Annotated in this window: 29 protein-coding genes; all 29 read right to left on the reverse strand. The window is 65.8% G+C overall.

Going from position 1 to position 15,443, the window contains the following annotated elements; translation table 11 throughout:
* Positions 1-414, reverse strand: a 414-nt coding sequence (locus tag AQI70_RS40220) for a DNA-directed RNA polymerase subunit alpha (RefSeq protein WP_482255588.1), incomplete at its 3' end; no start/stop codon positions are given.
* A 152-nt stretch (positions 415-566) separates the two neighbouring features.
* Entirely contained in the window at positions 567-971 is a 405-nt protein-coding gene (gene rpsK / locus AQI70_RS18995) for a 30S ribosomal protein S11 (protein WP_017949643.1), read from the reverse strand.
* 65 nt (positions 972-1,036) lie between these two features.
* Positions 1,037-1,417 carry a 30S ribosomal protein S13 gene (gene rpsM, locus AQI70_RS19000; protein WP_037887000.1) on the reverse strand — a complete coding sequence of 127 codons (381 nt, stop codon included), beginning with the start codon at positions 1,415-1,417 and terminating at the stop codon, positions 1,037-1,039.
* 193 nt (positions 1,418-1,610) lie between these two features.
* On the reverse strand, positions 1,611-1,724 hold the full coding sequence (gene rpmJ / locus AQI70_RS19005) for a 50S ribosomal protein L36 (protein ID WP_003998809.1): 114 nt from the start codon (positions 1,722-1,724) through the stop codon (positions 1,611-1,613).
* A 59-nt stretch (positions 1,725-1,783) separates the two neighbouring features.
* A complete protein-coding gene (gene infA, locus AQI70_RS19010; protein WP_003948620.1) occupies positions 1,784-2,005 on the reverse strand; it encodes a translation initiation factor IF-1 in 222 nt (73 codons plus the stop codon).
* A gap of 284 nt (positions 2,006-2,289) precedes the next feature.
* Complete coding sequence (map, locus tag AQI70_RS19015; RefSeq protein ID WP_003998810.1) at positions 2,290-3,126, reverse strand: type I methionyl aminopeptidase; 837 nt, start codon at positions 3,124-3,126, stop codon at positions 2,290-2,292.
* Between the two features lie 141 nt (positions 3,127-3,267).
* Complete coding sequence (locus tag AQI70_RS19020; RefSeq protein WP_062151331.1) at positions 3,268-3,930, reverse strand: adenylate kinase; 663 nt, start codon at positions 3,928-3,930, stop codon at positions 3,268-3,270.
* Complete coding sequence (gene secY, locus AQI70_RS19025) at positions 3,930-5,243, reverse strand: preprotein translocase subunit SecY (protein WP_062151333.1); 1,314 nt, start codon at positions 5,241-5,243, stop codon at positions 3,930-3,932. Before secY ends, AQI70_RS19020 begins: the two co-directional genes overlap by 1 nt.
* Before the next feature lie 245 nt (positions 5,244-5,488).
* Entirely contained in the window at positions 5,489-5,944 is a 456-nt protein-coding gene (rplO, locus tag AQI70_RS19030; RefSeq protein ID WP_003998813.1) for a 50S ribosomal protein L15, read from the reverse strand.
* A 2-nt stretch (positions 5,945-5,946) separates the two neighbouring features.
* Positions 5,947-6,129, reverse strand: a complete 183-nt coding sequence (rpmD, locus tag AQI70_RS19035; RefSeq protein WP_003998814.1) for a 50S ribosomal protein L30 — start codon at positions 6,127-6,129, stop codon at positions 5,947-5,949.
* A 2-nt stretch (positions 6,130-6,131) separates the two neighbouring features.
* Positions 6,132-6,737 carry a 30S ribosomal protein S5 gene (gene rpsE, locus AQI70_RS19040; RefSeq protein WP_003998815.1) on the reverse strand — a complete coding sequence of 202 codons (606 nt, stop codon included), beginning with the start codon at positions 6,735-6,737 and terminating at the stop codon, positions 6,132-6,134.
* A 41-nt stretch (positions 6,738-6,778) separates the two neighbouring features.
* Positions 6,779-7,159 (reverse strand): 50S ribosomal protein L18, encoded by a 381-nt coding sequence (gene rplR, locus AQI70_RS19045; RefSeq protein ID WP_043503333.1) that lies wholly within the window; start codon positions 7,157-7,159, stop codon positions 6,779-6,781.
* A gap of 3 nt (positions 7,160-7,162) precedes the next feature.
* Positions 7,163-7,702 (reverse strand): 50S ribosomal protein L6, encoded by a 540-nt coding sequence (gene rplF, locus AQI70_RS19050; RefSeq protein ID WP_062151335.1) that lies wholly within the window; start codon positions 7,700-7,702, stop codon positions 7,163-7,165.
* A gap of 24 nt (positions 7,703-7,726) precedes the next feature.
* Entirely contained in the window at positions 7,727-8,125 is a 399-nt protein-coding gene (gene rpsH / locus AQI70_RS19055) for a 30S ribosomal protein S8 (RefSeq protein ID WP_037887001.1), read from the reverse strand.
* A 212-nt stretch (positions 8,126-8,337) separates the two neighbouring features.
* Positions 8,338-8,523, reverse strand: coding sequence for a type Z 30S ribosomal protein S14 (locus AQI70_RS19060; RefSeq protein WP_003948630.1), 186 nt, complete (start codon positions 8,521-8,523; stop codon positions 8,338-8,340).
* A 5-nt stretch (positions 8,524-8,528) separates the two neighbouring features.
* Positions 8,529-9,086: a 50S ribosomal protein L5 gene (gene rplE / locus AQI70_RS19065; RefSeq protein WP_003998821.1), complete on the reverse strand. Its 558-nt coding sequence runs from the start codon at positions 9,084-9,086 to the stop codon at positions 8,529-8,531.
* Positions 9,086-9,409: a 50S ribosomal protein L24 gene (gene rplX, locus AQI70_RS19070; protein WP_062151337.1), complete on the reverse strand. Its 324-nt coding sequence runs from the start codon at positions 9,407-9,409 to the stop codon at positions 9,086-9,088. Before rplX ends, rplE begins: the two co-directional genes overlap by 1 nt.
* 2 nt (positions 9,410-9,411) lie before the next feature.
* Positions 9,412-9,780: a 50S ribosomal protein L14 gene (rplN, locus tag AQI70_RS19075; protein ID WP_003998823.1), complete on the reverse strand. Its 369-nt coding sequence runs from the start codon at positions 9,778-9,780 to the stop codon at positions 9,412-9,414.
* 102 nt (positions 9,781-9,882) lie between these two features.
* On the reverse strand, positions 9,883-10,170 hold the full coding sequence (rpsQ, locus tag AQI70_RS19080; RefSeq protein WP_003992363.1) for a 30S ribosomal protein S17: 288 nt from the start codon (positions 10,168-10,170) through the stop codon (positions 9,883-9,885).
* Positions 10,170-10,394 carry a 50S ribosomal protein L29 gene (gene rpmC / locus AQI70_RS19085; protein WP_003998824.1) on the reverse strand — a complete coding sequence of 75 codons (225 nt, stop codon included), beginning with the start codon at positions 10,392-10,394 and terminating at the stop codon, positions 10,170-10,172. Before rpmC ends, rpsQ begins: the two co-directional genes overlap by 1 nt.
* The gene (gene rplP / locus AQI70_RS19090) at positions 10,394-10,813 is read right to left on the reverse strand and encodes a 50S ribosomal protein L16 (RefSeq protein WP_003998825.1); all 420 of its coding nucleotides are present in this window, start codon (positions 10,811-10,813) and stop codon (positions 10,394-10,396) included. Before rplP ends, rpmC begins: the two co-directional genes overlap by 1 nt.
* Before the next feature lie 5 nt (positions 10,814-10,818).
* The gene (rpsC, locus tag AQI70_RS19095) at positions 10,819-11,640 is read right to left on the reverse strand and encodes a 30S ribosomal protein S3 (RefSeq protein WP_003998826.1); all 822 of its coding nucleotides are present in this window, start codon (positions 11,638-11,640) and stop codon (positions 10,819-10,821) included.
* Entirely contained in the window at positions 11,640-11,987 is a 348-nt protein-coding gene (gene rplV / locus AQI70_RS19100) for a 50S ribosomal protein L22 (protein ID WP_003998827.1), read from the reverse strand. Before rplV ends, rpsC begins: the two co-directional genes overlap by 1 nt.
* A gap of 43 nt (positions 11,988-12,030) precedes the next feature.
* Positions 12,031-12,312, reverse strand: a complete 282-nt coding sequence (gene rpsS, locus AQI70_RS19105; RefSeq protein WP_003998828.1) for a 30S ribosomal protein S19 — start codon at positions 12,310-12,312, stop codon at positions 12,031-12,033.
* A 12-nt stretch (positions 12,313-12,324) separates the two neighbouring features.
* Entirely contained in the window at positions 12,325-13,161 is an 837-nt protein-coding gene (gene rplB, locus AQI70_RS19110) for a 50S ribosomal protein L2 (protein WP_037887002.1), read from the reverse strand.
* Between the two features lie 40 nt (positions 13,162-13,201).
* Positions 13,202-13,621, reverse strand: coding sequence for a 50S ribosomal protein L23 (gene rplW / locus AQI70_RS19115; RefSeq protein ID WP_062151340.1), 420 nt, complete (start codon positions 13,619-13,621; stop codon positions 13,202-13,204).
* Positions 13,621-14,277, reverse strand: a complete 657-nt coding sequence (gene rplD, locus AQI70_RS19120) for a 50S ribosomal protein L4 (RefSeq protein WP_003998831.1) — start codon at positions 14,275-14,277, stop codon at positions 13,621-13,623. The genes rplW and rplD overlap by 1 nt, the downstream gene beginning before the upstream one ends.
* 8 nt (positions 14,278-14,285) lie before the next feature.
* On the reverse strand, positions 14,286-14,930 hold the full coding sequence (gene rplC / locus AQI70_RS19125) for a 50S ribosomal protein L3 (RefSeq protein WP_003998832.1): 645 nt from the start codon (positions 14,928-14,930) through the stop codon (positions 14,286-14,288).
* A gap of 18 nt (positions 14,931-14,948) precedes the next feature.
* Complete coding sequence (rpsJ, locus tag AQI70_RS19130) at positions 14,949-15,257, reverse strand: 30S ribosomal protein S10 (protein ID WP_003948644.1); 309 nt, start codon at positions 15,255-15,257, stop codon at positions 14,949-14,951.
* Positions 15,258-15,443: the final 186 nt, after the last annotated feature.

A 15,443-nucleotide genomic window follows, 5' to 3' on the forward strand; every position in this document is an offset into this window, starting at 1 on the left:
GAGCTCCATCTCCAGCTTGCCCTTGCCGTTGAGCGTGGCGAGGACCAGGTCGGGGTTGTGCACCTCGACACCGGCCGGGGGCGCGATGTCGGCGGCGGTGACCAGACCCGGGCCCTGCTTGCGCAGGTACATCACAACGGGCTCGTCGTGCTCGGACGACACGACCAGCTGCTTGATGTTGAGGATCAGGTCGGTGACGTCCTCCTTGACGCCCGGCACGGTGGTGAACTCATGCAGGACGCCGTCGATGCGGATGCTGGTGACAGCAGCGCCGGGGATCGACGACAGGAGGGTGCGGCGGAGGGAGTTGCCGAGGGTGTAACCGAAGCCCGGCTCCAGCGGCTCGATCACGAACCGGGAGCGGAACTCGTCGACGACCTCTTCGGTCAACGAGGGACGCTGAGCGATCAGCATGTGTGGATCAGATCCTTCTTTCGTGGACGCCCGCTATTTGACGCCCGACGGAAACCGCACCTGTGAGAAGCGCGGGTACTGCAAGGGTACGGGCGATACGGCACTTTTACGGTGCCGTACCGCCCGAAAGCCCAAGACCTACCGGCCGTGCGTCAGACGCGACGACGCTTCGGCGGACGGCAGCCGTTGTGCGGGGTCGGGGTGACGTCCTGGATGGAGCCGACCTCGAGACCGGTCGCCTGGAGCGAACGGATCGCGGTCTCACGACCCGAACCCGGACCCTTCACGAACACGTCGACCTTGCGCATGCCGTGCTCCTGGGCGCGGCGGGCAGCCGACTCGGCGGCCATCTGCGCGGCGAACGGCGTGGACTTCCGGGAGCCCTTGAAGCCGACGTGGCCGGCGGAGGCCCAGGAGATCACGTTGCCGGACGGGTCCGTGATGGAGACGATCGTGTTGTTGAACGTGCTCTTGATGTGCGCGTGGCCGTGAGCGACGTTCTTCTTTTCCTTGCGGCGCACCTTCTTGACTGCGCCCTGACGTCCCTTGGGGGGCATCTGTTAACTCCTACGGGAGGTGGTCGGTCCTACAGCGAAGACCGTGGACAGGTGTCCGCTGCGGACTACTTCTTGCCCGGCTTCTTCTTGCCGGCGATGGCGCGACGCGGGCCCTTGCGGGTGCGGGCGTTGGTGCTCGTGCGCTGGCCGCGGACGGGCAGGCCGCGGCGGTGACGCAGACCCTGGTAGCAGCCGATCTCGACCTTGCGGCGGATGTCGGCCTGGATCTCGCGACGAAGGTCACCCTCGGTCTTGAGGTTGTTGTCGACGTACTCGCGGATCGCGACGAGCTGCTCCTCGGAGAGGTCGCGAACGCGGGTGTTCGGGTCGACGCCGGTGGCGGCCAGCGTCTGCTGCGAAAGGGTCCGGCCGATGCCGAACACGTAGGTGAGGGCGACCTCCACGCGCTTTTCGCGCGGAATGTCAACACCGGAAACGCGTGCCATTCAATGGCTCCTGGTGATCTTCGGAGGTCTTCCGCAGAACCGGCTCCCAGCCGCCGTACAAGGTACGAACTGGGTCCCCGGCCTCCGAACCGGGGGTATCAGGCGATCGCTCGCCCGGGCCCTGCGTATGAACATATTCAGCTCGCGTCGCGCGAAAACTCTGCGATAGAGGTGCAGAGGGGTCGGTCGTGCGTCAGCCCTGGCGCTGCTTGTGGCGCGGGTTCTCGCAAATGACCATGACCCGACCGTGACGGCGGATCACCCTGCACTTGTCGCAGATCTTCTTGACGCTCGGCTTGACCTTCATTGGGTGAGGTTCTCCGGGTCAGTGCCATCACCCCGGGGAGCCCGGGGCGCGGGCAAGATCTACTTGTACCGGTAGACGATCCGGCCACGCGTCAGGTCGTACGGAGACAGCTCCACCACGACCCGGTCGTCAGGGAGGATGCGGATGTAGTGCATACGCATCTTGCCGCTGATGTGTGCCAGCACCTGGTGGCCGTTCTGGAGCTCGACCTTGAACATGGCGTTCGGCAGAGACTCGACGACAGTGCCCTCGATCTCGATGGCACCTTGCTTCTTGGCCACGCTTCGCCCTTCGGAATCGACTACCTTGATCGACCCGTGCACTTTTCCCTTACGGGCGCATGCAGGCATGCGGGTGCACAAGAGCCGACGAGTCAGTCTACGTCAGCGCACCCGGAAAGACGAATCGGGGAAGTCTGCCCCAGGGGGCAGATCATTAAGCGCCGGGAAGGTGCACGCCCTCGGGGAGCGGGTCTGTGTCGGCATACGGCTCCGCCGCGCGGGCGCGAGCGGCCACGACGAAGCCGCGGCCGCCGCCCGAGCGGACCACCCTCCCCGGAGGCGGTTCAGCCCAGCGGATCCGGCGCGGCCACGATGCCGTACTCCGCCAGCTTCGCCTTGCCCCCGTCGGGGGCCGTCAGCACCAGGGGGCCCTCTTCGGTCAGCGCCACGGAGTGCTCCCAGTGGGAAGACCAGGTGCCGTCGGTGGTGATGACGGTCCAGTCGTCCGACAGGACCTCCGTCTTCGGCGTGCCCAGGGACACCATCGGCTCGATCGCGAGGCAGAAGCCGGGAACCAGCTTCGGGCCCTTCCCCCGCTTCCGCTCGACGTAGTTCAGCAGATGCGGGTCCATGTGCATCTCGGTGCCGATGCCGTGGCCGCCGTAGTCCTCGATGATGCCGTAGCGGCCGCCGCCCGGCTTCGGCTGGCGGCGGATGTACGTCTCGATGGCCCGGGAGACGTCGACGAGGCGGTTGCCCTGCTTCATCGCCGCGATGCCGGCCCACATCGACTCCTCGGTCACCCGGGAGAGCTCGACCAGCTCCGGGGCGTGACCGGAACCCACGAAGGCGGTGTAGGCGGCGTCGCCGTGCCAGCCGTCGACGATCGCGCCGGCGTCGATGGAGATGATGTCGCCGTCCTTGAGGACGACATCGTCGGACGGGATGCCGTGCACCACGACCTCGTTCACGGAGGTGCAGATCGTCGCCGGGAACCCGCCGTAGCCGAGGAAGTTCGACTTGGCCCCGTGCTCCGCGATCACCTTGCGGGCGACCTCGTCCAGGTCCTTGGTGCTGGCCCCGGGCACCGCGGCCTCACGCGTGGCCGCATGGATGGCGGCGACGACCAGCCCCGCCTCACGCATCTTGGCGATCTGCTCGGGGGTCTTGATCTGCACCATGAGGGCGGGGGCCTTTCTGGGACGGAATACGGGGACTGCTTCAACCATAAGGGCGGAGCCGGCACACCCCACCCCACACAGCAGCCGCGGTCCCCTTCCCCGGGAACCGCGGCCTTGAGCTGCGTACGAGCTACGAACGCTCTACTTGTCGCCCTCGTCGCCCTGAAGGGCTGCCATCGCGCGAGCCGTGACGTCTTCGACCTTGCCCAGCGCGGAGATGGTGACCACCAGTCCCTGCGCCTTGTAGTAGTCGATGATCGGCTCGGTCTGCGTGTGGTAGACCTCAAGTCGCTTGCGGACGGTCTCCTCGGAGTCGTCGTCCCGCTGGTACAGCTCGCCACCACAGACGTCGCACACGTCCGCCGCCTTCGGCGGGCTGTACGTGACGTGGAAGACATGGCTGGAGTCCTTGCGGCAGATCCGCCGCCCGGCGATCCGCTTGACGACCTCTTCCTCGGGGACCTCGAGGTCCAGCACCGCGTCCAGCTTCATGCTCTCGGACTGCAGCATCTCGTCGAGCGCCTCGGCCTGGGACACATTGCGCGGGAAACCGTCCAGCAGGAAGCCGCCCTCGGCGTCCGGCTTCTCCATGCGGTCCTTGGCCATCCCGATGGTGACCTCGTCCGGCACCAGGTTGCCCGCGTCCATGTAGGACTTCGCGAGTTTCCCGAGTTCCGTCTGCTGGCTGATGTTGGCCCGGAACAGGTCGCCCGTGGAGATGTGCGGGATCGACAGGTTCTTGGCCAGAAACGCAGCCTGCGTTCCCTTACCGGCACCCGGCGGCCCGACGAGGACGATTCGCATCAGCGGAGGAACCCTTCGTAATTGCGCTGCTGGAGCTGGCTCTCGATCTGCTTCACCGTCTCGAGACCGACACCCACGATGATCAGGATGCTGGTCCCGCCGAACGGGAAGTTCTGGTTTGCCCCGAAACCAGCCAACGCCATCGTCGGCACAAGAGCGATCAGACCCAAGTACAGCGAGCCCGGCCAAGTGATCCGGTTGAGCACGTAGGAAAGGTACTCAGCGGTCGGTCGGCCAGCCCGGATGCCCGGGATGAAGCCACCATACTTCTTCATGTTGTCCGCGACTTCCTCGGGGTTGAACGAGATGGCCACGTAGAAGAACGCGAAGAACACGATCAACAGGAAGTACGAAACGATGTAATACGGGTGATTTCCCTGGACGAGATGTTGCTCGATCCAGGTCTTCCAACCCGAGGTTCCTCCGGCGAACTGCGCGATCAGTGCCGGAATGTAGAGCAGCGACGACGCGAAGATGACGGGAATCACACCCGCCTGGTTCACCTTCAGCGGGATGTACGTGGACGTACCGCCGTAGGAGCGGCGGCCGATCATGCGCTTCGCATACTGCACGGGGATACGGCGCTGGGCCTGCTCGACGAAGACCACCAGGCCGACCATGACCAGGCCGACGAGGATGACCGTGCCGAACTCGATCCAGCCGTCGGCCAGGGAGCCCTCCTGCTTGATGGCCCACAGCGCGGCCGGGAAGGTCGCGGCGATCGAGATGAACATCAGGATCGACATGCCGTTGCCGATGCCGCGGTCGGTGATGAGCTCACCGAGCCACATGACGACGGCCGTACCGGCGGTCATCGTGATGACCATGACCATGGTGGTGAAGATCGAGCGGTCGGGCACGATCTGGCCGGCCACCGGGCAGCCCTGGAAGAGCGCGCCGCTGCGGGCGGTGGCCACCAGGCCGGTGCCCTGCAGGATGGCGAGCGCCACGGTCAGGTAACGGGTGTACTGCGTGATCTTGGCCGTGCCCGCCTGGCCCTCCTTCTTGAGGGCTTCCAGGCGCGGGATCACGACGGTCAGCAGCTGCAGGATGATGCTCGCCGTGATGTACGGCATGATGCCCAGCGCGAAGATCGTGATCTGAAGCAGGGCGCCGCCACTGAACATGTTGACCAGGCCGAAGATGCCCTGGTTGGCGCTCGCCTGATCGACACAGACCTGGACGGCTGTGTAGTCGACGCCGGGGATCGGCACATGCGTACCGACCCGGTAGATCACGATGATGCCGAGCGTGAAGAGCAGCTTCTTGCGCAGGTCGGGCGTCTTGAACGCCCGGGCGAACGCGGTGAGCACGGTGCCTCCTGCGACCCCCGCGCAACTGCGTCAAGGGTGACGGTCTTGAGGTTCGACTAATAGGAACGACTTAACTAACGGTCAACTGCCGCTCAGAGTGCCTCACACGAAGCACTCAGTAAAAGTGGGCAGTGCAGGCCACCTTACCGGCGAGACTGCCTCCCTTGGAACGACCAACCGGGGATACCCCATTTGTGGGGTATCCCCGGTCGGGATCGCTCAAGTCATCGAGACGCCTGATGGGTTCAGACGAGCTCGGTGACGCTGCCGCCGGCGGCGGTGATCTTCTCCTTGGCGGAGCCGGAGACGGCGTCGACCGTCACCTGCAGCGCCACGGAGATCTCACCCTGGCCGAGGACCTTGACGAGGCTGTTCTTGCGAACGGCACCCTTGGCCACCAGCGACTCGACGGTGACCTCGCCACCCTCGGGGTACAGCGCGGCCAGCTTGTCGAGGTTCACGACCTGGTACTCGGTCTTGAACGGGTTCTTGAAGCCCTTCAGCTTCGGGAGGCGCATGTGCAGCGGCATCTGGCCACCCTCGAAGCGCTCCGGAACCTGGTAACGGGCCTTGGTGCCCTTGGTACCACGACCGGCCGTCTTACCCTTCGACGCCTCACCGCGACCCACACGGGTCTTCGCGGTCTTGGCGCCCGGGGCGGGACGGAGGTTGTGGATCTTGAGCGGGTTCTGCTCCGCCATGATCAGTCGACCTCCTCGACCGTCACGAGGTGGCGGACGGTGTGCACCATGCCGCGGAACTCGGGGCGGTCCTCCTTGACGACCACGGTGTTGATCCCCTTGAGACCAAGCGACCGCAGAGTGTCACGGTGGTTCTGCTTGCTGCCGATGTAGGACTTGACCTGCGTGATCTTGAGCTGCGCCATGATTACGCACCCACCCCGGCACGCGCACGGAGAAGAGCCGCGGGGGCGACGTCCTCGAGCGGCAGACCACGGCGGGCCGCGATCTCCTCGGGACGCTGCAGGCCCTTCAGGGCCTCCACGGTCGCGTGCACGATGTTGATGGCGTTGTCGGAGCCGAGCGACTTCGACAGCACGTCGTGGATACCGGCGCACTCGAGCACGGCACGCACCGGACCACCGGCGATAACACCGGTACCGGGCGACGCGGGCTTGAGCAGCACGACGCCGGCAGCCTTCTCACCCTGGATCGGGTGCGGGATGGTGCCCTGGATCCGGGGGACCTTGAAGAAGTGCTTCTTGGCCTCCTCAACGCCCTTGGCGATGGCGGCCGGCACCTCCTTGGCCTTGCCGTATCCGACACCCACGGTGCCGTCACCGTCGCCCACCACGACCAGCGCGGTGAAGCTGAAGCGACGACCACCCTTCACAACCTTGGCGACGCGGTTGATCGCGACAACGCGCTCAACGTACGCGGTCTTCTCGGCGGCAGCTGCGCCGCCGTCACGGCCCTTCCGGTCCCGCCGCTCGCCGCCACCGGCACCGCCACCGCGGCGCTGGGGTCCAGCCATTGGATTTACCTCTCTCTGTTTCCGCTAGCTACGGAACCGGCTCAGAACTTGAGCCCGGCCTCGCGGGCGGCGTCCGCCAGAGCCGCGATGCGGCCGGCGTACTGGTTACCACCACGGTCGAACACGACGGCCTCGACACCGGCGGCCTTGGCACGCTCGGCGACCAGGGCGCCGACCTTCTTGGCCTGCGAGGACTTGTCCTCGGCACCGCGGATCGACGCGTCCAGGGAGGACGCCGACGCCAGCGTGTGGCCCTTCAGGTCGTCGATCACCTGCGCCACGATGTGGCGGTTGGAGCGGGTCACGACCAGACGGGGACGCTCCGCCGTACCGGAGATCCGCTTGCGGATCCGGATGTGACGGCGCTTGATCGCGGCGCGCTTGTAGGCGTCGCCCTTCAGGATCTTCTGCCCGTATGCCATGGCTTACTTACCCGCCTTTCCGACCTTGCGGCGGATGACTTCACCCTCGTACTTGACGCCCTTGGCCTTGTACGGGTCGGGCTTGCGCAGCTTGCGGATGTTGGCCGCAACCTCGCCGACCTTCTGCTTGTCGATGCCCTCGACCTGGAAACGGGTCGGGGACTCCACCTTGAAGGTGATGCCCTCGGGGGCCTCGACCAGGATCGGGTGGCTGTAACCGAGAGCGAACTCCAGGTTCGAACCCTTGGCGTTCACGCGGTAACCGACACCGCTGATCTCGAGCTTCTTCACGTAACCCTGGGTCACGCCGGTGATCATGTTCGCCACCAGCGTGCGGGACAGGCCGTGCAGGGCCTTGTTCTGACGCTCGTCGTTGGGGCGGGTCACCTGCAGGGTGCCGTCCTCGCCCTTGACGATGTCGATCGGCGCGGCGACGGTGTGGGTCAGTTCGCCCTTGGGGCCCTTGACCGAGACCGTGCGGCCATCGATGGTGACGTCCACGCCGGCGGGAACCGCGATGGGGAGCTTGCCGATGCGCGACATAGCTGTTTCCTCCGTTCCCTTCCGTTACCAGACGTAGGCGAGAACTTCTCCGCCTACGCCCTTCTTGCCGGCCTGCTTGTCAGTGAGGAGCCCGTGGGACGTGGAGATGATCGCCACGCCGAGGCCGCCGAGCACCTTCGGCAGGTTGGTGGACTTCGCGTACACCCGGAGACCGGGCTTGGAGATCCGCTTGATGCCCGCGATGGAGCGCTCACGGTTCGGGCCGAACTTCAGCTCGAGGACGAGGTTCTTGCCGACCTCGGCGTCCTCGACACGCCAGCCCGTGATGAAGCCCTCCTGCTGGAGGATCTCCGCGATGTGCGACTTGATCTTGGAGTGCGGCATCGACACGGTGTCGTGGTATGCCGAGTTCGCGTTCCGCAGACGCGTAAGCATGTCTGCGATCGGATCAGTCATGGTCATGAATTGGCCTTCGGCCTCTCTCGCCGGGGTTTCCTGGTGCGCCATCCCTCTCCCCGATCCGAGACGGGACGGGTGCGGCGCGGTGGACCTACGGCGTAGTAAGTCGTACGGGCGCGACAGGCGCCCAACCCCACAAGCCTAAGCCATGTGGGGGTGGGCCCCTGTCCACCCAGATGCTTACCGAGAGCCTTGGGAATCCCGAATTACCGGGATTACCAGGAGCTCTTGGTCACGCCCGGCAGCTCGCCACGGTGAGCCATCTCACGAAGGCACACGCGGCACAGGCCGAACTTGCGGTACACGGAGTGCGGGCGGCCGCAGCGCTGGCAGCGGGTGTAGCCACGCACACCGAACTTGGGCTTGCGAGCAGCCTTAGCGATCAGAGCCTTCTTCGCCATCTCGCTCACGCCTCCTTGAACGGGAAGCCGAGGTGACGGAGAAGAGCACGGCCCTCTTCGTCGTTGGTCGCCGTGGTGACCACGGTGATGTCCATACCCCGGACACGGTCGATCTTGTCCTGGTCGATCTCGTGGAACATGACCTGCTCCGTGAGACCGAAGGTGTAGTTGCCACGGCCGTCGAACTGCTTGGGGGACAGACCACGGAAGTCGCGGATGCGCGGCAGCGCGAGCGACAGGGTGCGGTCCAGGAACTCCCACATGCGGTCGCCACGGAGCGTGACGTGGGCACCGATCGGCTGACCCTCACGCAGCTTGAACTGCGCGATGGACTTGCGGGCCTTGGTGACGGCCGGCTTCTGACCGGTGATGGTGGTCAGGTCGCGGATCGCGCCCTCGATCAGCTTCGAGTCACGGGCGGCGTCGCCGACACCCATGTTGACCACGATCTTGACGAGGCCGGGGATCTGCATGACGTTCTCGTACGAGAACTGCTCACGCAGCTTGCCCTGGATCTCCTCGCGGTACTTCTGCTTCAGACGCGGAGTGGTGGTGGTAGCCATCAGATGTCCTCACCCGTCCGCTTGGCAACGCGGATCTTGTTGCCCTCTTCGTCGAAGCGGTAGCCGACACGCGTGACGACCTTGTTGCCGTCCTTCTCAACGACCAGCTGGACGTTGGAGACGTGGATCGGCGCCTCGGTCGTGACGATGCCGCCGGCCTGCGAACCCTTGGCGGTCGGGCCGGCCTTGGTGTGCTTCTTGACCCGGTTGACACCCTCGACCAGGACACGCTCGTCGCGCGGGTAAGCGGCAATGACCTTGCCCTGCTTGCCCTTGTCCTTGCCGGTGATGACCTGGACCAGGTCGCCCTTCTTGATCTTCATGCTTACAGCACCTCCGGCGCGAGCGAGATGATCTTCATGAACTTCTTCTCGCGCAGCTCACGGCCGACGGGGCCGAAGATACGGGTGCCGCGAGGGTCGCCGTCGTTCTTCAGAATGACGGCGGCGTTCTCGTCGAAGCGGATGTACGAGCCGTCCGGACGGCGGCGCTCCTTGACGGTGCGAACGATGACCGCCTTGACGACGTCACCCTTCTTCACGTTGCCACCGGGGATCGCGTCCTTGACGGTGGCGACGATGACGTCACCGATGCCCGCGTAGCGGCGACCGGAGCCACCGAGCACACGGATGCAAAGGATCTCCTTCGCACCAGTGTTGTCGGCGACACGCAGTCGCGACTCCTGCTGGATCACGTCTATCTCCTGGTTGTCTGCCGGTTCCCGGGGCGGCTGTGCAAGTTACACACCCGCCCCGAGCCTGGCGGAACGATGCCTAGGGGGTCCCCCTAGGAGGGATTACTTGGCCTTCTCGAGGATCTCGACGACGCGCCAGCGCTTCGTCGCGGACAGCGGCCGGGTCTCCATGAGGAGGACGCGGTCGCCGACGCCCGCGGCGTTCTGCTCGTCGTGCGCCTTGAGCTTGTTGGTACGGCGGATGACCTTGCCGTACAGCGCGTGCTTGACGCGGTCCTCGACGGCGACGACGACGGTCTTGTCCATCTTGTCGCTGACGACGAGACCCTCACGGGTCTTGCGGAAGCCGCGGGCCTCTGCAGTCTGCTCAGTCACGTTGCTCTCACTCATCAGGCGCTCTCCACCGTCTCGATGCCCAGCTCGCGCTCACGCATCAGGGTGTAGATCCGCGCGATGTCCTTACGGACGGCCTTCAGCCGACCGTGGTTCTCGAGCTGACCGGTCGCCGCCTGGAAGCGGAGGTTGAACAGCTCTTCCTTGGCTTCGCGGAGCTTCGCCAGAAGCTCCTCGTCACCCAGTTCGCGCAGCTCGGACGCCTTGGTACCGGCCGACATCACGCTTCACCTGCCTCGCGCTTGACGATCCGGCACTTCATCGGCAGCTTGTGGGCCGCACGGGTCAGCGCCTCACGGGCGATCTTTTCGTTGGGGTACGACAGCTCGAACATCACACGTCCGGGCTTGACGTTGGCGATCCACCACTCCGGAGAACCCTTACCGGAACCCATGCGGGTCTCGGCCGGCTTCTTCGTCAGCGGACGGTCCGGGTAGATGTTGATCCAGACCTTGCCACCACGCTTGATGTGACGCGTCATGGCGATACGAGCGGCCTCGATCTGACGGTTCGTCACATACGCCGGGGTGAGCGCCTGGATGCCGTACTCGCCGAACGCAATCTGAGTGCCACCCTTGGACATACCGTTGCGCTTCGGGTGGTGCTGCTTGCGGTGCTTGACCCTACGGGGGATCAGCATGTCGGTCAGGCCTCCGTTCCGGTGCTCTCAGCCGGAGCGGACGCGGGAGCCTCGGCCTTGGGGGCCTCGGCGCCGGCAGCCTGCTGCGGCTTGCGACCGCGCCGCTCGCCACCACGGCCACCACGGGCCGGGCGGTCGGCACCACCGCGGGCCGGGCGGTTACCCGCACGGGCCGCAGCGTTCTCGGCGCGGACCTCGGCGATGTTCTTGACGTCGCCCTTGTAGATCCAGACCTTCACACCGATGCGGCCGAAGGTCGTCTTGGCCTCGAAGAAGCCGTAGTCCACGTTCGCGCGGAGCGTGTGCAGGGGCACACGGCCCTCGCGGTAGAACTCCGAGCGGGACATCTCGGCGCCGCCGAGGCGGCCACCGCACTGGATCTTGATGCCCTTGGCGCCGGCCTTCATGGCGGACTGCATGCTCTTGCGCATGGCCCGACGGAAGGAGACGCGGGAGGAGAGCTGCTCGGCAACGGCCTGGGCAACCAGCTGAGCGTCGGTCTCGGGATTCTTGACCTCGAGGATGTTCAGCTGGACCTGCTTGCCCGTGAGCTTCTCGAGGTCACCGCGGATGCGGTCGGCCTCGGCGCCACGGCGGCCGATGACGATGCCCGGACGCGCGGTGTGGATGTCCACGCGGACACGGTCACGGGTGCGCTCGATCTCAACCTTCGAGATACCGGCGCGCTCCATGCCGGACGTCATCATCCGACGGATGGCGACGTCTTCCTTGACGTAGTCCTTGTACAGCTTGTCGGCGTACCAACGCGACTTGAAGTCGGTCGTGACACCGAGCCGGAACCCGTGCGGGTTTACCTTCTGGCCCATTACCGGGTTCCTTCCTTGCTGGCGACGACCACGGTGATGTGGCTGGTCCGCTTGCGGATCCGGTAGGCACGGCCCTGGGCGCGCGGCCGGAACCGCTTCAGGGTCGGGCCCTCGTCGACGTACGCCTCGCTGATGAACAGCGAGGAGGCGTCCGTGTGGTCGTAGTTGTGCGCGGCGTTGGCGATGGCGCTGTCCAGCACCTTGCCGACCGGCACAGAGGCAGCCTGCGGAGCGAATCGCAGGACCGCCTGGGCCTCCGTGGCGTCCATGCCACGGATGAGGTCCACCACACGGCGGGCCTTCATGGGCGTGACGCGGATGTACCGCGCCTGGGCCCTGGCTTCCATGGTTGTCCCTTCAGTTACTTACGTGTCTGAATGCGATCCGCTACTAGCGGCGCTTCGACTTCCGGTCTTCCTTGACGTGACCCCGGAAGGTGCGCGTCGGCGAGAACTCGCCGAGCTTGTGGCCGACCATCGACTCGGTGACGAACACCGGGATGTGGGTCTTGCCGTTGTGCACCGCGAGCGTGTGGCCGAGCATGGCCGGCACGATCATGGAGCGACGGGACCAGGTCTTGATGACGTTCTTGGTGCCGGCTTCGTTCTGGGCTTCCACCTTCTTGATCAGGTGGTCGTCGACGAAGGGCCCCTTCTTGAGACTGCGCGGCATCTAAACCCGCTCCTAGCGCTTCTTGTTCGTCTTGCGGCGGCGGACGATGTACTTGTTGCTCGCCTTCTTGGGAGCACGAGTACGACCTTCCTTCTGACCCCACGGGGAGACCGGGTGGCGACCACCGGAGGTCTTGCCCTCACCACCACCGTGCGGGTGGTCAACCGGGTTCATCGCCACACCGCGAACGGTCGGGCGAACGCCCAGCCAGCGCTTACGGCCGGCCTTACCCCAGTTGATGTTGCTCTGCTCGGCGTTGCCGACCTCGCCGACGGTGGCGCGGCAGCGCACGTCGACCAGGCGGATCTCACCGGAGGGCATGCGGAGGTGGGCCATCTGGCCCTCCTTCGCGAGCAGCTGCACGGAGGCACCGGCGGAGCGGGCGAACTTGGCACCGCCACCGGGACGGAGCTCGATCGCGTGGATCGTGGTACCGACCGGGATGTTGCGCAGCGCCAGGTTGTTGCCCGGCTTGATGTCGGCCCCGGGACCGTTCTCGACGCGGTCACCCTGCTGCAGGTTGCGCGGCGCGAGGATGTAGCGCTTCTCGCCGTCCGCGTAGTGCAGCAGCGCGATGCGCGCGGTGCGGTTGGGGTCGTACTCGATGTGCGCGACCTTCGCCGGCACGCCGTCCTTGTCGTGACGACGGAAGTCGATCACGCGGTAGGCGCGCTTGTGGCCACCGCCCTGGTGGCGGACGGTCACACGACCGGAGTTGTTACGGCCACCCTTGCTGTGCAGGGGGCGGACCAACGACTTCTCCGGCGTGGACCGCGTGACCTCGACGAAGTCGGCGACGCTGGAGCCACGACGGCCCGGCGTAGTCGGCTTGTACTTGCGGATTCCCATTTCTCAGTCCTCGTCCGATATCGGACGATCCGGACCGCCCTCAGGCGGTCGGACCGCCGAAGATGTCGATACGGTCGCCCTCAGCGAGGGTCACGATCGCGCGCTTGGTGCCGGCACGCTGACCGAAACCGGTCTTGGTGCGCTTGCGCTTGCCCTGGCGGTTGATCGTGTTGACCCCGGTGACCTTGACCTCGAAGACCGTCTCGACGGCCTGCTTGATCTGGGTCTTGTTGCTGCCCGGGGCGACGACGAACGTGTACTTGTTCTCGTCGAGGAGCGCGTAGCTCTTCTCGGACACGACCGGCTTGATCAAGATGTCACGGAGGTCCGTGAACGCCTTGCTGGCCGGCGTGACGACGGTGTTCTTGCCCTCGGCGGCGTGGCGACGCGCCTTGGCGACGCGAGCCGCCTTGGCCTTCTTCGCGGCCTTCGAGGCAATGGCGGGGTGACGGATAGCCATCAGGCCTCGCTCCCTTCGGTGTCATTGGCCTTCGGGCCCGACACGAAGGACTCGAACGCGGCCTGGGTGAAGACCACGTCGTCCGAGACGAGAACGTCGTACGTGTTCAGCTGGCCCGGCTCCAGGATGTGGACCTGGGGCAGGTTGCGGGCGGACAGCCACGCGGCTTCGTCGGCGCGCTCGACGACCAGGAGCAGGTTCTTGCGCTCGCTGATCTTGCCGAACAGGCTCTTCGCGGCCTTCGTGGAGGGGGTCTCGCCCTCGATCACGCCGGAGACGACGTGGATGCGGTTGTTGCGGGCCCGGTCGGTGAGGGCGTGGCGCAGGGCCGCGGCCTTCATCTTCTTCGGGGTCCGCTGCGAGTAGTCACGCGGCACGGGACCGTGCACGACGCCACCACCGGCGAACTGCGGCGCGCGGGTCGAACCCTGACGGGCGCGACCGGTGCCCTTCTGGCGGTACGGCTTCTTGCCACCACCACGGACCTCGCCACGCGTCTTGGTCTTGTGCGTGCCCTGGCGGGCAGCGGCCAGCTGTGCGACGACGACCTGGTGAAGCAGCGGAACGCTGATCTTCTCTACGCCGAAGATCTCCGCGGGGAGCTCGACGGAACCGGCCTTCTCGCCCGCCGGCGAAAGGATGTCAACAGTGCTCATCGGTTACCTCAGGCCCCCTTGGCCGCGGTGCGGACCAGGACGAGGCCGCCGTTCGGACCGGGAACCGCGCCCTTGATGAGCAGCAGCCCCTTCTCCGCGTCAACGGCGTGGACGGTCAGGTTCTGGGTGGTGACCCGCTCGTTGCCCATACGACCCGCCATGCGGAGGCCCTTGAACACACGGCCCGGGGTGGCGCAGCCACCGATGGAACCGGGAGAGCGGTGCTTGCGCTGGGTACCGTGTCCGGCGCCGAGGCCACGGAAGTTGTGGCGCTTCATGACACCGGCGAAGCCCTTGCCCTTGCTCTTGCCGGTCACGTCGACCTTCACGCCGGCCTCGAACACCTCGGCGGTGACTTCCTGGCCCAGCGTGTACTCGGAGGCGTCCGCGGTGCGGATCTCGACGAGGTGACGACGGGGGGTGACGTCGGCCTTCGCGAAGTGGCCCTTGAGGGGCTTGTTCACCTTGCGCGGGTCGATCTCGCCGAAGGCGAGCTGGACGGACTCGTAGCCGTCGACGTCGTTGGTACGCACCTGGGTGACGACGTTGGGGCCGGCCTTGACGACGGTGACCGGAACAACACGGTTGTTCTCGTCCCACACCTGCGTCATGCCGAGCTTCTCGCCCAGGATGCCCTTGATCTGCTTAGCCATCTCTTCAGATCACCGGCCTCAGAGCTTGATCTCGATGTCGACACCGGCCGGGAGGTCGAGTCGCATCAGAGAGTCAACGGTCTTGGGGGTCGGGTCGAGGATGTCGATCAGGCGCTTGTGCGTGCGCATCTCGAAGTGCTCGCGCGAGTCCTTGTACTTGTGCGGCGACTTGATGACGCAGTACACGTTTTTCTCAGTGGGCAGCGGCACCGGGCCCGCGACCGACGCACCAGTGCGCGTCACCGTCTCGACGATCTTCTTCGCCGAGGAGTCGATGACCTCGTGGTCGTAGGCCTTGAGCCGGATGCGGATCTTCTGTCCCGCCATGGCTACTCAGTAGTCCTGTCTCTCTTACGCTCTGGAACCCGGCTTTCCATACCCTCTCCTCCGACCCACGCGGTCGGGCGTGTCGCGCTCCCGCTGACACAGATGCCCCTTGTTCGAACATCCCTGCGTGGGAACACGGCCCTTCCGGAACCGCAAGCCGGGAGCTGAGAGGCCCACCGGGTGCCT

Source organism: Streptomyces curacoi, from assembly GCF_001513975.1.
Classification (GTDB): domain Bacteria; phylum Actinomycetota; class Actinomycetes; order Streptomycetales; family Streptomycetaceae; genus Streptomyces; species Streptomyces curacoi.

Bases quoted from the DNA above. Each gene is read 5' to 3' on its own strand.
- rplB (WP_037887002.1), bottom strand. From the start codon at position 13,161: ATGGGAATCCGCAAGTACAAGCCGACTACGCCGGGCCGTCGTGGCTCC.
- rpsE (WP_003998815.1), bottom strand. From the start codon at position 6,737: ATGGCTGGACCCCAGCGCCGCGGTGGCGGTGCCGGTGGCGGCGAGCGG.
- rplW (WP_062151340.1), bottom strand. From the start codon at position 13,621: ATGGCTATCCGTCACCCCGCCATTGCCTCGAAGGCCGCGAAGAAGGCC.
- rplP (WP_003998825.1), bottom strand. From the start codon at position 10,813: ATGCTGATCCCCCGTAGGGTCAAGCACCGCAAGCAGCACCACCCGAAG.
- rplV (WP_003998827.1), bottom strand. From the start codon at position 11,987: ATGGAAGCCAGGGCCCAGGCGCGGTACATCCGCGTCACGCCCATGAAG.
- rpsJ (WP_003948644.1), bottom strand. From the start codon at position 15,257: ATGGCGGGACAGAAGATCCGCATCCGGCTCAAGGCCTACGACCACGAG.
- rpmJ (WP_003998809.1), bottom strand. From the start codon at position 1,724: ATGAAGGTCAAGCCGAGCGTCAAGAAGATCTGCGACAAGTGCAGGGTG.
- rplC (WP_003998832.1), bottom strand. From the start codon at position 14,930: ATGGCTAAGCAGATCAAGGGCATCCTGGGCGAGAAGCTCGGCATGACG.
- rpsQ (WP_003992363.1), bottom strand. From the start codon at position 10,170: ATGAGTGAGAGCAACGTGACTGAGCAGACTGCAGAGGCCCGCGGCTTC.
- rplD (WP_003998831.1), bottom strand. From the start codon at position 14,277: ATGAGCACTGTTGACATCCTTTCGCCGGCGGGCGAGAAGGCCGGTTCC.
- rpsH (WP_037887001.1), bottom strand. From the start codon at position 8,125: ATGACCATGACTGATCCGATCGCAGACATGCTTACGCGTCTGCGGAAC.
- rplR (WP_043503333.1), bottom strand. From the start codon at position 7,159: ATGGCATACGGGCAGAAGATCCTGAAGGGCGACGCCTACAAGCGCGCC.
- rpsC (WP_003998826.1), bottom strand. From the start codon at position 11,640: ATGGGCCAGAAGGTAAACCCGCACGGGTTCCGGCTCGGTGTCACGACC.
- AQI70_RS19060 (WP_003948630.1), bottom strand. From the start codon at position 8,523: ATGGCGAAGAAGGCTCTGATCGCTAAGGCTGCTCGCAAGCCCAAGTTC.
- rplO (WP_003998813.1), bottom strand. From the start codon at position 5,944: ATGGCGGAGCAGAACCCGCTCAAGATCCACAACCTCCGTCCCGCCCCG.
- rplF (WP_062151335.1), bottom strand. From the start codon at position 7,702: ATGTCGCGCATCGGCAAGCTCCCCATCGCGGTTCCCGCCGGCGTGGAC.
- rpmD (WP_003998814.1), bottom strand. From the start codon at position 6,129: ATGGCGCAGCTCAAGATCACGCAGGTCAAGTCCTACATCGGCAGCAAG.
- AQI70_RS19020 (WP_062151331.1), bottom strand. From the start codon at position 3,930: ATGCGAATCGTCCTCGTCGGGCCGCCGGGTGCCGGTAAGGGAACGCAG.
- rpsK (WP_017949643.1), bottom strand. From the start codon at position 971: ATGCCCCCCAAGGGACGTCAGGGCGCAGTCAAGAAGGTGCGCCGCAAG.
- rpmC (WP_003998824.1), bottom strand. From the start codon at position 10,394: ATGTCGGCCGGTACCAAGGCGTCCGAGCTGCGCGAACTGGGTGACGAG.
- rpsS (WP_003998828.1), bottom strand. From the start codon at position 12,312: ATGCCGCGCAGTCTCAAGAAGGGGCCCTTCGTCGACGACCACCTGATC.
- rplE (WP_003998821.1), bottom strand. From the start codon at position 9,086: ATGGCTACCACCACCACTCCGCGTCTGAAGCAGAAGTACCGCGAGGAG.
- rpsM (WP_037887000.1), bottom strand. From the start codon at position 1,417: ATGGCACGCGTTTCCGGTGTTGACATTCCGCGCGAAAAGCGCGTGGAG.
- rplX (WP_062151337.1), bottom strand. From the start codon at position 9,409: ATGAAGATCAAGAAGGGCGACCTGGTCCAGGTCATCACCGGCAAGGAC.
- map (WP_003998810.1), bottom strand. From the start codon at position 3,126: ATGGTGCAGATCAAGACCCCCGAGCAGATCGCCAAGATGCGTGAGGCG.